Source organism: Streptomyces sp. NPDC020747 (assembly GCF_044334695.1).
Lineage (GTDB): Bacteria > Actinomycetota > Actinomycetes > Streptomycetales > Streptomycetaceae > Streptomyces.
Window position 1 is genome coordinate 21706 of the sequence record NZ_JBIRTJ010000035.1, and the last position, 11465, is coordinate 33170.

Here is an 11465-nt window from a genome sequence, read left to right on the forward strand (position 1 = left end):
TGCCTGAGCTGCCTGAGCTGCCTGAGCTGCCTGAGCTGCCTGAGCCGCCTCCGCGATGCGCTCGACTGAAATTTGGGGAATTTCCCTAAATCCGATTCCACTTCATGAGGTCGCTCACGACCGGGGATTCAGGGTCAACGCGTCGACATGGGGCGCGGCGGGCGATGGGGACGCGGGTCGGTCGGCGGGCAGGAGCGATGACGCCCCCCCCAAAGAGAACGAGCCTACGGGCGAACCGGAGGAATTTCACGGTGGAGATCGAGCTGCGGATCAACGGATCCGCCCAGAGACTGGACATCTCGCCGCAGGTGAGCCTGCTCGACGCGCTGCGCGAGTACCTGGGCCTGACCGGCACCAAGAAGGGCTGCGACCAAGGCGCGTGCGGTGCCTGCACAGTGCTCGCCGACGGCCGACGGATCAACGCCTGCCTCGCACTGGCGGTGCAGTACCAGGGCCGTGAGATCACGACCATCGAGGGAGTCGACCACCCGCTGCAGGCGGCGTTCGTCCGCACCGACGGATTCCAGTGCGGCTACTGCACGCCGGGCCAGATCTGCTCGGCGATCGGCATGCTCGCCGAGCACAAGGAAGGCGCGCCCAGCGCGGCGACCGAGCACCTCGCCACCCCGAGCGAGGAGCTGGACGACGAGGAGATCCGGGAACGGATGAGCGGCAACCTGTGCCGCTGCGGCGCCTACAACGGCATCGTCTCGGCCATCAAGGAGGTCGCGAAGTGAAGTCGTTCTCCTACCTCAGCGCCCCGGACACGGGCACGGCGCTGCGCACGATCGCGGACAGCGATGACGTGAAGTTCCTCGCGGGCGGGACGAACCTCGTCGACCTCATGCGGGAGGGCATCGAACACCCGGCGACGGTCGTGGACATCACCCGCCTGCCGCTGAACGGGATCGAGGAACTGCCGGACGGCGGGATCCGTGTCGGGGCGCTGGTGAGCAACAGCGCGCTCGCTGCGGACCCCGTCATCAGGACCCGCTATCCGGTGCTGGCGCAGGCGATCCTGCACGGGGCGTCCGCCCAGCTGCGGAACATGGCGACCGCGGGCGGGAACCTCCTGCAGCGCACCCGCTGCATGTATTTCTACGACGAGGCGTCGGCGTGCAACAAACGCGCACCCGGCAGCGGCTGTGACGCGATCGGCGGGTTCTCCCGTGGCAGTGCGGTGCTGGGGGCGAGTGAGCACTGCGTCGCGACGCATCCCTCGGACATGGCGGTGGCGCTGGTGATCCTCGACGCGGTCGTCGAGGTGGAGAGCGTGCGCGGTGTCCGGCGCGTCCCGATCGCCGATTTCCACCGCGTGCCCGGCGACACACCCCATATCGAGACGGTGCTGGCCGCCGACGAGCTGATCACGGCCGTCGAGCTGCCGCCGGTGCCGGTCGCGGCGAACTCGCGGTACCGCAAGGTCCGCGACCGTGCGTCGTACGCCTTCGCCCTGGTCTCGGTCGCCGCGGCGCTGGAGGTCGCCGCCGACGGCCGCATCGCCGAGGTCCGGCTGGCACTCGGCGGCGTCGCGACCAAGCCGTGGCGGGCACGAATCGCGGAAGAGCTACTGCTCGGCGCCGAAGCCACCGACGAGAGCTTCGCCAGGGCCGCCGCCGAACTCGCCCCCGCCCTCCCTCTGTCCGGCAACGCCTTCAAGATCGACGTGGCCCAGCGGACGGTCGTGGCCGTGCTGCGGAAACTCAACGCTGAGCGGAGCACATCGTGACCACACGCACCAGGACCGACTCCGAGCCCGGCGCGGACGCTTCCGTGCCCGTCGGGGGCGCGGTCGGCCAGCCGGTCGACCGCCGGGACGGCCACGCGAAGGTGACCGGGGCGGTGCGGTTCTCCGCCGAGCATCGCTACCCGAACCTCACGTTCGCGACGCTGGTACATGCCACCGTCGCCCGTGGCACGATCACCGGTATCGACACGGCCGCGGCGGCCGCGGTGCCCGGCGTCGTGGCGGTCCTCACCCACCTCAACGCGCCGAGGATCCGGTCGGAACGTAAAGCCAACATCGTGCGGGACCTGGGACCGAGCGTGTCGGGGACCAGCCTCGACTACCTCAATACCGATCAGGTCTTCTGGGACGGCCAGCCGATCGCCGTGGTGGTCGCGGAGACCTCGGCCGCGGCGAACGAGGCCGCCCCACTCGTCGAAGTGACCTACGACCCGCTGCCCGCGCGGGTGGACTTCGCCGCCGAGCAGAGCAACGCCACCCCGGCGAAGGGCGACCTCACCTTCGCCGGCCTGGCGAAGAAGGGTGACGCCGAGGCGGCGCTGGCCGCTGCGGAGGTTTCGGTCGACCTGCGCTACACCACGCCCGGCCTGCAGCACAACGCGATCGAGCCGCACGCGACGGTCGCCGTCTGGGACGGTGACCACCTCACCGTGCACGACACCACTCAGGCCATCAACCAGAGCCACCGCTACCTTGCCTGGCGGTTCGGTGTGCCGGCGTCCCATGTCCGCGTCCATGCCGAGTTCCTGGGGGGCGGCTTCGGCGGGAAGTTCGCCGTCTGGCCCCACACGGTCATCGCGGCGATGGCGGCCAAGGCTGTCGGGCGGCCCGTGCGCCTGGCGCTGAGCCGCAGGGCCGTCAGCCGCGCCACCGGTGGGCGTACCGCCTCGACCAACCGGATCGCGCTCGGTGCGACCCGCGACGGCCGGCTCACCTCGCTGATCCAGGACAGCATCACCCGCGTCGGCTCGGCCGGGGGCCTGCTCGAGGCGACCAGCTCGCCGGCCCGACACCTCTACGGCGCCGAGAACATGCTGACCCGGCAGAACCTCGTCGCGATGGATCTGATGCCCAACACCTGGCTGCGTGCCCCCGGCGACGCGATCGGCAGCTTCGTGCTGGAATCGGCGATGGACGAACTCGCCTACGAGTTGTCGATGGACCCGATCGCCTTGCGGATGCGCAACGAGCCCACGACGGATCCGACGGGTGGCAAGAAGTTCTCCCAGCGGATGCAGCGTGAAGCCTTCGAGACCGGCGCCGAACGCTTCGGCTGGGCGGACCGTAACCCCGAACCCCGCTCCATGCGTGACGGCGAGTGGCTCGTCGGGATGGGCACGGCCACCGCTTACCACCCGGTCCTGCGCCTGATCGCCGACGTCAAGGTACGGCTGAGCGACGACGGCAGCGCGCTCGTGCAGTGCGGTTTTCACGAGATGGGCATGGGCGCCGCGACCGTACAGGCACAGATCGCCGCGGACGCACTCGGCATCGCGTACGAGAAGGTCCGGGTCGAGTACGGCGATTCGGACCTGCCGCCCAGCCCGGTGGCCGGTGGCTCGAACCAGACGGCGACGGTGGCCACCAGCGTCCTCGCCGCGTGCGCCGCGCTCACCCGGAAGGTGACCGCCCTGGCCCGGCGTACGGGCACGACCGGTCAGGAACCGGCGGTCGTCCTGCGAGCGGCGCGTACCCCGTTCCTGGAGGCCTCGGTCGGGTCGACCACCCGGTTGGGTGCGCTGGCCAGTCAGGGCCGGTTCCTGTCCACCTTCCTGAAGGACCAGCGCTGGTCCAAGGCTGCCCGCGGCGCGCAGTTCTGTGAGGTGCGGGTGAACGCCGACACCGGCGAACTGCGGATCTCGCGCTGGCTCGGCATGTTCGACGTCGGCCGCATCATCAACCCCAAGACCGCGGCCAGCCAGCTCCGCGGGGCCGTGGTCATGGGCATCGGCACGGCGCTGTCGGAGCAGACCCTGGTCGATCCCCGCAACGGGCGCACCATGAGCGCCGGGCTCGACTCCTACTACCTGCCGGTGCAGGCCGACATCCCCCCGATCGACGTCGCCTGGCTCGACGAACCGGACAAGACGATGCCCCTGGGAATCATCGGCCTTGGCGAGGTCGGCGTGGCCGGCGCGGCGGCCGCAATCGCGAACGCCGTTTACCACGCGACCGGCAAGCGGATCCGGGACCTGCCGATCACGCTGGACAAACTGCTCTGAGACGACGGCCCGATCTGCGTACTACGACAAGAAAGAAACTCCCATGCTGGACATCGCGGACGAGCTGAACCGGTGGCTTGAGGAAGGCCGGGACTTCGCCGTGGCTACCGTCGTGTCCGTCAGCGGCAGCGCGCCGCGCGGGCCGGGTGCCGCGCTCGCCGTCGACGCCGACGGCACGGCCATCGGGTCGGTCTCCGGCGGCTGTGTGGAAGGCGCGGTCTACGACCTGTGCACCCAGGCGCTCGCCGACGGCGAGGCGGTGCGCGAGAGGTTCGGCTACAGCGACGAGGACGCCTTCGCCGTCGGACTGACCTGCGGCGGCGTCCTCGACATCCTGGTCACGCCCATACCTGCCGACGCGCCCGACCGGAAGGCGTTGCAGATGGCGCTGTCGGCCGCCGCCCGGGGCGAGGTGGCGGCACTCGCCCGCGTGGTCCGCGGCCCGGCAGAGCTCCTCGGGCGGGCGCTGGCGGTGCGTCCCGATGGATCGTACGAAGGCGGACTCGGCGGACATCCGGACCTGGACCGCACCGTCGTGCACGAAACCCGCGCCCTGCTGAACGCCGGCCGCACGGGCACCTTCGACATCGCGGCGAGCGGAGCGAGATGGGGGTCCCCCCGGACGGAGTCTGGGGGAGGATCCCACTGCGAGCCGGGCCTGACCCTCTTCGTCGAGTCGAGCGTGCTGCCGCCGCACATGCTCGTCTTCGGCGCCATCGACTTCGCCGCCGCGCTGGTGCGCATGGGCAAGTTCCTCGGCTACCACGTCACGGTGTGTGACGCCCGACCTGTCTTCGCCACCCGATCACGCTTTCCCGAGGCCGACGACGTCGTGGTCGACTGGCCGCACCGCTACCTGCGCCGCACCCACACCGACGACCGCACGGTGGTGTGCGTCCTCACCCACGACGCCAAGTTCGACGTGCCCCTGCTGGAAGCGGCCCTGCGGCTGCCGGCCGCCTACATCGGCGCGATGGGCTCGCGCCGCACCCACGAGGACCGCGACCGCAGACTCCGCGAGACGGGCCTGACCGAAGCCGAACTGGCCCGGCTCCACTCGCCGATCGGCCTCGACCTCGGCGCCCGTACGCCCGAGGAGACAGCCCTGTCCATCGCAGCCGAGATCGTCGCTGCCCGGCAGGGCGGAGCGGGTCTGCCACTGAGCGGCTCGCACACACCGATCCACCACGACACCGAGGGACGCCAGTCCGATGCGAACGGCGCGAGTGGCCGCGTCTCGCCGCCGCAAGCCGATCGCCAGGGCGACCAGCACACCGTGAGCCCGGTCCGCGTCGGTGCAGCATGAATGATCACCTCACCTTCCCTGACGTGTCCGAAGCGCCCACGAGGACGTTGCCGACGGCCCTCTGACGGTGCACGGCGCACGGCATGGTGATCAGCCGGTCGATAGGACGTTGGGCCTGTCGACCGGAAGCCGGTGGTCGACGGCGGTCGGCGCCGCTTGTCGGCGGCCACTACCTCCTGGTCGTGAAGGGCAACCAGTGCGCCACGAGGCGCTTGTGCGCCGTGAGGCGCGGTGAATCGAAGGAGGTGCAAGACCTCCTCGCCAGTCTGTCGCAGCAGGCTGGTGGGAGCTGAGCGCAGTCCGAACCGGGAGACGTCGGGGAGGGCGGGAAGCAGCGCTGACAAAGCCGGGACTGCTCGGAACTGCCAGACGGGCTGGGTCCGGCGAGCGAGATCAGAGGGCATACGAGAGGAATCCGTGGTAAAGCTCCGTAAGCGTGGCACCGGCTCAAATCTGGTGGATATGGGCCGGGTTGCAGTGCACAGCCCGTTCGAAAGGCGGGCTGACTCCGTAGCCGACTTGGCGTGTCGGTGGGGAGGCCATGGTGAAAGCCTGCGGCGTAACCGTGGCGATGCTGCCGGGGCAAAGCTGGATGCCGGACTGATTGATCGAATCACCGTGAACACGGGAACCATCCCGTATCGCTCCCTTGGCCTGATATCCAATCAGGTTCTTGGGATAGATACGTCGTCTGTCGAAGGTGCGGGATGGGGCGGAGGCCCCGTAGTAGTCCGAGCGGACGAGAGGTCCGCGCATGGCGAAGGGGGCCAGCAAGTTTGCGCAGCTGGCCCCGAACCGGCTCGATCTTGCCCGGCGTGAGCTCCCGGCCCAGCATCCCAGCGACGTCCTTGGCCATCACCGGACCGTCCGCCCCGGTCACGATCTCCATGATCCTCCGGTACTCCGAGGTCAGGGACTCCACCCCCATCCCCTCGGACCGGTCCGGCACCAGACGCATCCCGCCCGCACCCGGCCCCGCCACGACACGCTCCGGCTCCGGCTCCACGATGCCCGACGACCGGCGTCCACCATCGGTCGCCTCGGCCCACTGCCCGAACACCACCTCGGCTGCTTCCAGCCGGGCCAACTGCGACTCGATCCCGGACAGTTCCTTGCGGAGCAGCTCAGCCCGTCCTTCCAGCGCAAGCCGTTGCTGGACCGTCCATGTCAGCACATCCGGCATACACACCTCCCACCAGGAGGCTATGCAGCGGCCCGCTGCCCCGGCCCCGGGAATCCCAGAGGCCGCCCGTGACGGACGATCACGTGCTAACGATCTCTCACCCGACCAGCACGAGAACCCCGCGGAGACCTCACACCAGCCCTGCTGACCAGCGGAAATCAGGATGGCAGATCTTCAATGGGTGCGGCTGCGACCGTATGCGCGCCGACGGTGTGCACGGTGATCCTCGTGGACCCAGGTTGCGCAGACCGGCCCGTCAGTCGTGGTCGTCGACGGACAGGACGACGCGGTCGAACCGGCCGGCAGCCAGGTCGTCCAGCCGGATCATGTAGTTGAGGTACTCGCCGTTTTCGGTCGGGAACTCGAACACATGCAGCAGCACCATCCACTCCTGCCGGGCCCGGGCCTCAAGCTCCTCCATGTCGCCGCCGGTCCGCTCATGCTCATCCCGGGCCATGGCCCACTCTGGCGGGTACTGCTGGGCGCTCGGGTAGCCGCCGACGCCGTCGAGACACTGCTCCGACTCGTTCCACATTCCCCGGATCGCGTCGTCGAAGCGTTCCAGCTCCTCGTCGGGGAGCTGGCAGTAGAAGTGGTCGAGACCCAGTTCGAGCGACGGGATGGCGTACAGGTCGACCCGTTCGGCGATCTCCGGCTGGTACTTGCTCTCGGGTGGCGTGCGTTCGGCCGCCTCGACCGTGTCCGGCACGTACAGCACCGCGAACGCGTCCGGATCCCGGACGATGTTGCAGTCTTCGGCCTCGGCGTCGCTGGCGTAGAAGAACAGCACCTGCCCGGAGTCCGGCAGCGGCGCGGCGAGATGGTCGCGTGGCAGCGCCGCACAGTCCAGCGCCCCGATATAGCTCAGGGTCAAGCCGCAGCAGGAGGAATGAATCGGCCAGGCGACGTCGGCGGGCAGCCGCGGCAGGCCGCCCAGCCGGAACGCCGGCGCAGCGCCGGTGGGCTTGCTGCTGAGGCTCACCCGGCGGCGCACCATGCCCGGCAGTTCCGTTTCCAGGACACGGTCGATGTCCGGCGCGTCCCACCCGGACTCGAGCAGGAGTTGGCGGATCCGCTCCCGTAGCGCCGGCAGTTCGAGGGTGCTCTCGATCATGCGGTTTCCCATTCTCGTCGGCGACATCGCAGGAAGGGAACCTATCGGGCGCGGATGGGCCGGTCGCCGTCGGGTAAGGGTCGGCCGCTTCGGCCGTGGCGAGTGGCCGCCGCTGACGTACGAGACACGATGCGCCAGATCCGCGACGAAGCCCGGTCGCTGCCCGCCCAGCAACGACGCTGACCGACGCACACACGGTGCTGATCGCGGGGTCCGTGTTTCCCCCTCCAGCACCGGACGGCTATGCCAACTAGCGAAGTATGGGCTTGTCGCCATTGAAGATCCACCATCTTGACGTCGCTGGCCACGGGTCTGGTGTGAGTCGTTGATCGTGCACTCGTGCTGGTCGCGGGCGGTTGTCGGAGCTCAAGATCGTCTGCCGTTTCGGTGACCACGGATCCACGGGTTCCCGGACATGTGCGGGACGCCTGTCCGTACGATCCGGGCGGGAGGACGTGACTGACATAGGCGGTGGACGCCGGGCCCCGGCCGGACTTCGTCTGGCGGGTGACCATCACATGCGGGTTGTCGGCCCGCTGGGCTTCGCGATGGGCCAGGCAGCGCTCCACTGCCGCCCAGGACGCCGGATCCAAGGGAACCGGATGCGGACGGTCGCCGAGCCGGGCGGTCCGGGCACGAACGTCGAGGTCAACGACCTGGAGCATCTTGACCTCGCGGCTTGAGGCACCGTGCAACAAGGCGAACATGCCCAGCATGCCTTCGTGCGGGTGGACAGCCGGATCCGTTGTCCAGCGGCGGAACAGCACACGTTGCTGGTCAAGCGTCAGCGTCGCACCCGTGAAGCCGCTCGGTCCTCGGGCGGTCAGACCGCGGGCAGGATCGACGAGGACGAACTTCTGGGACCGCGCGAAGCGGAAGAACTGTCCGAGCACGACCAGGCGACGCTTACGGGCCTTGGGCGAGTCGGCCAGGAAAAGCCTCGAGATCGTGCACGTCGGTCAGCGCCCAGTCCCGCTTGCCGCGCTCACCGGCGAGGAACAGGGCGAGGTCCCGCACGATGGCCAGTGCGGCTTCGATGGTGGCATCGGTGCGGGGCAGCGTTCCGGCACGCCGGGACCGCTCACGCGAGCGGATCATGAAGTCGGCGAAAGCCTCCACCGAAGGCCGCAGGGGGTCGGGGACCGCGAGGATGCGACGTTGCCGGCGGCCGGCCGCGAGCCGCTCGGCCTGGTCGGTGGCCATGGCCAGACCGCGGCTGGTCAAGAAGGTCTCCAGGGCACGGGCGAGGGAGCCCATCGACCGGCCCGGGCGGCGGGAGCGTTCGAGCACGGACTGGGGGAGGTTGGGCTGGCCGTCCCGGAGAAGCCGCCCCAGAGAAGTGATCATCGTGCAGGCCCGGCCGACGGAGTACTTGGCAGCGAGATCTGTGGTGAAGTCCTGCAGCCAGTCAGGCGGAGTGTCGAGTTCGGCGATAAGGTGCTCGGCCCGGACGAAGGGGCGGTCGGGGTGACGCTGCTGGTGCCGCATCAGGCAACGTTCGCCCTGTTCACGACCTCGCGGAGGCGTTCGTCGGCGGCGTGCTTGTTTCACCAGATGATGTAGCGACGGATCATGCTGCCCTGCTCAAGTTGTCGAGCACGATCGCGATGCGGATCTCGGGCGGGTAGAGGCTGCGCAGGTAACGGCAGAACTCCAGGAACCTGGTCCGTCTTCTTCGTCGGCTTGATGTGGCCCCGTAGAGCTTGCCCTTGGCCAGGTCGTAGGCGGCGAACAGGTGCCGGACCCCGTGCGGGCGGGTGTAGGTCGCCCGCCGACGGGGCATCGGTTCCCGGGCGGGGTCTTTGTGACGGCCGCCGCGTTCGGTCCACTGCCGCCCGGGGTGGGGCTGGAGGTTGAGCGGCCCGAACTCGTCCATACAGAAGACGACTTCAGGCTCGCCTTCCTCGGGTATGACCTCACCGTCGGCGATCGCGTAGAGGTGTTCGACCTGGGCCTTCTTGGCCGCATAGTCGTGTGAGGTCTTCCAGGTCTTTATGCATTGAAATCAGACGCCTTCCTCGCGGAGCAGGGCCCGAAGGCCCTCGTGGCTGATGTCGTCGAACGCCCCCTCGGCTGCCAGGAAGTCGGCCAGCTTGGCCAGGCTCCAGGTCGAGAACGGCAAGCCGTGCTCGGCTGGCTCGGAGTTGGCGATCTTCTTGATCTCCCGGCCGGTCCGGGCGAACAGAGTCTGGTCCATGGAAGATTCAACGGAGGCGAGACGGGTCCGGCGGACACGGTGGGAATGACATTCCGCTCGGCCCGGACCAGGTCGCGGTGAGTATCCGCCAATGCCGCGCGGGTGCGCCGAGGAGACCGCCGTCGCGCTCGCCGGCCGGGAGAGGGTGACGCTCGCCGCGGGCGTGGAGGAGCTGCCGGTGACCACCTGAGGCTGGCAGATATATTTCGTAGCTCGATATATGCTCGATGTATGGCCAGACAGAATCCGCCCTTGACGGAACCGCAGTACTTCATCCTCGCCGCACTCATGGATGGTCCGTTGCACGGCTACGGCATCATCAAGGCTGCCGAGCGGACCACCGACGGGCGGCTCCGGATCGCTGTCGGCACTCTCTACGGCGCGCTGGAGCGGATGGAGCGGGCCGGGCTGGTGGCCGCCGGCGACGAGGAGATCGTGGACGGGCGGGCCCGGCGCTACTACCGGCTCACGGAGGACGGCACCGAGGCGCTCGCCCGGGAGGCGCTGCGGATGCAGCAGGCGGCGGCTGTCGTCATGGGGCGCTCGCGGGATGCCGGGGTGGCCCCGGCATGAATCGTCTGCTGCTTGCGGCCTATCCCGAGCCCTACCGTTCCCGGCAGGGAGAGGAGGTGCTGGCCTGCCTGGCCGAGGCGTATCCCGGCCGTTCCTGGCCCCCGCCGCGGGAAGTTGTCGCCTTGGCGCGTGCCGGGGTGCAGGCCCGCGCCCGTGCCGTCGTCGACGACACGGCCCGGCCGTGGTGGCTGGACGGCATCCATCTGACCGCTCTCGTCCTCGCCGCGCTGGCGCTGGTTCCGTACTTGCAGGATGTGTGGCATTGGGCACTGCACATCGATCCCGGCCGGAATGCCATCGCCTTTCCCTTCTCCGGCTGGTACCCGTGGGCGCAAGGTCCCGGCGGCCGGACACGGCTGCTGCCCTACGGGCTGCTTCCGCTGGTCTGCCTGATCGCCCTGCTGCGCGGCAGGGCCTGGATCGCACTGCCGGCCGCAGCGGTGATGATCTACGCCGGTGCCACGTTCAACAGCAATGCGTTCTTCGGCGACGAGGGCAAGTCGGGCCTGAGCTACTACGGTCTCGGCGCCCCGATAACCGCTCGTGACCTGGTGCTCTCGGGGACACTTTGCGCCGCGTGCGCCGTGCTGGCGCTCTGCCGTCCCAGCCGCCTGCGACGTCGCTCCTACCGCTGGCTGGCCCCCGTCGTACTCGCCATGTTCATTGCCGGGAGCCTGCACATCATCTCCGTCAGTCCGGCTTTCCAGCGCGGCTTGTTCGTCCTCGAAGCCATCGCGCTGCTCGGCGCGTGGGTTGCGACGGCAGCCACTGGCGACCACCGGTGGCTGATCCCCGTCGCGGCGGTCGCGATCGTCCGCACGCAGGCGATCGTCGTCCGGCCGGACGTGTTCATGCAGTCCTTTCCGGACCTGGTCGTCTTCCTCCTGCTGATCGCACCCCTCCCCGCCCTGGCGTTCACCGCCCAGCGCCGACAGGGGCGGGCACTCGCCGAATAGGAGCGGACCCCCGGTGGGCCGGCCGAGCTCGGCGGCCCACGTCGTGCCACAAGACGTGCGTGACCGAACTCCCCCCCCCCGTTATGTTTTTCGCGGTCCTGCAAGAGGGCCGCTGGCCTCCGGGCCCGGCATGACTGTTCCCCCCTGTCGAAGGCATGACCTGGGGG

At 69.3% G+C, this 11465-nt stretch carries 10 protein-coding genes and 1 pseudogene; 7 read left to right on the top strand and 4 right to left on the bottom strand.

From position 1 onward, the window contains the following. Positions 1 to 197 precede the first annotated feature (197 nt). From ACH4YP_RS47220 to ACH4YP_RS47235, 4 genes are read left to right on the top strand one after another with little or no spacing between them, the layout of a single operon-like run. Positions 198 to 737: a 2Fe-2S iron-sulfur cluster-binding protein gene (locus tag ACH4YP_RS47220; protein ID WP_398497699.1), complete on the top strand. Its 540-nt coding sequence runs from the start codon at positions 198 to 200 to the stop codon at positions 735 to 737. Then, entirely contained in the window at positions 734 to 1729 is a 996-nt protein-coding gene (locus ACH4YP_RS47225) for an FAD binding domain-containing protein (protein WP_398497701.1), read from the top strand. The genes ACH4YP_RS47220 and ACH4YP_RS47225 overlap by 4 nt, the downstream gene beginning before the upstream one ends. Continuing rightward, complete coding sequence (locus ACH4YP_RS47230) at positions 1726 to 3969, top strand: xanthine dehydrogenase family protein molybdopterin-binding subunit (protein WP_398497703.1); 2244 nt, start codon at positions 1726 to 1728, stop codon at positions 3967 to 3969. Before ACH4YP_RS47225 ends, ACH4YP_RS47230 begins: the two co-directional genes overlap by 4 nt. A 43-nt stretch (positions 3970 to 4012) precedes the next feature. Further along, positions 4013 to 5275, top strand: a complete 1263-nt coding sequence (locus ACH4YP_RS47235) for an XdhC family protein (RefSeq protein WP_398497705.1) — start codon at positions 4013 to 4015, stop codon at positions 5273 to 5275. 613 nt (positions 5276 to 5888) lie between these two features. Here ACH4YP_RS47235 and ACH4YP_RS47240 read toward each other — a convergent pair. Together ACH4YP_RS47240 and ACH4YP_RS47245 are read right to left on the bottom strand one after the other, a co-directional pair. Beyond that, positions 5889 to 6458: a hypothetical protein gene (locus tag ACH4YP_RS47240; protein WP_398497706.1), complete on the bottom strand. Its 570-nt coding sequence runs from the start codon at positions 6456 to 6458 to the stop codon at positions 5889 to 5891. Between the two features lie 256 nt (positions 6459 to 6714). Continuing rightward, the gene (locus ACH4YP_RS47245; protein ID WP_398497708.1) at positions 6715 to 7572 is read right to left on the bottom strand and encodes a DUF1963 domain-containing protein; all 858 of its coding nucleotides are present in this window, start codon (positions 7570 to 7572) and stop codon (positions 6715 to 6717) included. 518 nt (positions 7573 to 8090) lie between these two features. Between ACH4YP_RS47245 and ACH4YP_RS47250 the strand changes: the two genes are divergently transcribed. Beyond that, positions 8091 to 8255 (top strand): hypothetical protein, encoded by a 165-nt coding sequence (locus ACH4YP_RS47250; RefSeq protein WP_398497710.1) that lies wholly within the window; start codon positions 8091 to 8093, stop codon positions 8253 to 8255. A gap of 223 nt (positions 8256 to 8478) precedes the next feature. Here the strand turns inward: ACH4YP_RS47250 and ACH4YP_RS47255 are convergent, their stop codons facing one another. Together ACH4YP_RS47255 and ACH4YP_RS47260 are read right to left on the bottom strand one after the other, a co-directional pair. Continuing rightward, the gene (locus ACH4YP_RS47255; RefSeq protein ID WP_398497712.1) at positions 8479 to 9060 is read right to left on the bottom strand and encodes a hypothetical protein; all 582 of its coding nucleotides are present in this window, start codon (positions 9058 to 9060) and stop codon (positions 8479 to 8481) included. Positions 9061 to 9119: 59 nt separating this feature from the next. Next, positions 9120 to 9739: pseudogene (locus ACH4YP_RS47260) on the bottom strand (IS630 family transposase); the annotation flags it as partial. A 261-nt stretch (positions 9740 to 10000) separates the two neighbouring features. Here ACH4YP_RS47260 and ACH4YP_RS47265 point away from each other — a divergent pair. After that, a complete protein-coding gene (locus ACH4YP_RS47265) occupies positions 10001 to 10342 on the top strand; it encodes a PadR family transcriptional regulator (protein WP_398497713.1) in 342 nt (113 codons plus the stop codon). Continuing rightward, the gene (locus ACH4YP_RS47270; RefSeq protein WP_398497715.1) at positions 10339 to 11298 is read left to right on the top strand and encodes a hypothetical protein; all 960 of its coding nucleotides are present in this window, start codon (positions 10339 to 10341) and stop codon (positions 11296 to 11298) included. The genes ACH4YP_RS47265 and ACH4YP_RS47270 overlap by 4 nt, the downstream gene beginning before the upstream one ends. Positions 11299 to 11465: the final 167 nt, after the last annotated feature.

Excerpts from the sequence above, each read along its gene's own strand:
- ACH4YP_RS47235 (WP_398497705.1), top strand. The coding sequence starts at position 4,013 with ATGCTGGACATCGCGGACGAGCTGAACCGGTGGCTTGAGGAAGGCCGG.
- ACH4YP_RS47265 (WP_398497713.1), top strand. The coding sequence starts at position 10,001 with ATGGCCAGACAGAATCCGCCCTTGACGGAACCGCAGTACTTCATCCTC.
- ACH4YP_RS47240 (WP_398497706.1), bottom strand. The coding sequence starts at position 6,458 with ATGCCGGATGTGCTGACATGGACGGTCCAGCAACGGCTTGCGCTGGAA.
- ACH4YP_RS47270 (WP_398497715.1), top strand. The coding sequence starts at position 10,339 with ATGAATCGTCTGCTGCTTGCGGCCTATCCCGAGCCCTACCGTTCCCGG.
- ACH4YP_RS47250 (WP_398497710.1), top strand. The coding sequence starts at position 8,091 with ATGCGGGTTGTCGGCCCGCTGGGCTTCGCGATGGGCCAGGCAGCGCTC.
- ACH4YP_RS47255 (WP_398497712.1), bottom strand. The coding sequence starts at position 9,060 with ATGCGGCACCAGCAGCGTCACCCCGACCGCCCCTTCGTCCGGGCCGAG.
- ACH4YP_RS47220 (WP_398497699.1), top strand. The coding sequence starts at position 198 with ATGACGCCCCCCCCAAAGAGAACGAGCCTACGGGCGAACCGGAGGAAT.
- ACH4YP_RS47245 (WP_398497708.1), bottom strand. The coding sequence starts at position 7,572 with ATGATCGAGAGCACCCTCGAACTGCCGGCGCTACGGGAGCGGATCCGC.